The 255-nt window shown below is 66.3% G+C and carries 1 pseudogene; it reads right to left on the bottom strand.

The window, feature by feature from the left end:
- Window positions 1-255, bottom strand: a pseudogene (locus RYX56_RS23760) (hypothetical protein); the annotation flags it as partial.

Genomic DNA, 255 nt, shown 5'->3' with positions numbered 1-255 from the left:
CGGGCCCCAGTACCACTGCGCTTGCAGCGGCGGCCGCCGCCGTCCGGATGAGCGATCCGACGTTTCCCGGGTCCTGGACACCGTCCAGCCAGAGTTGAAAGCCACCCGCCTCGATCACCGTATCGATTGGCGCCGACAACACGGGGATGATTGCGAGCACGCCGTTGCGCCCCGAGACCGGGCTGATCTTCGCGAATACTCCGTCGTCCATGGACACGACGAGCTTGGCGTCGAGGCGGGTTCGCAGCGTAGTCA

The organism is Alkalihalophilus lindianensis (genome assembly GCF_032843265.1).
Lineage (GTDB): Bacteria > Bacillota > Bacilli > Bacillales > Bacillaceae_D > Alkalihalophilus > Alkalihalophilus lindianensis.
This window is presented reverse-complemented; position numbering and strand designations above follow the sequence as displayed.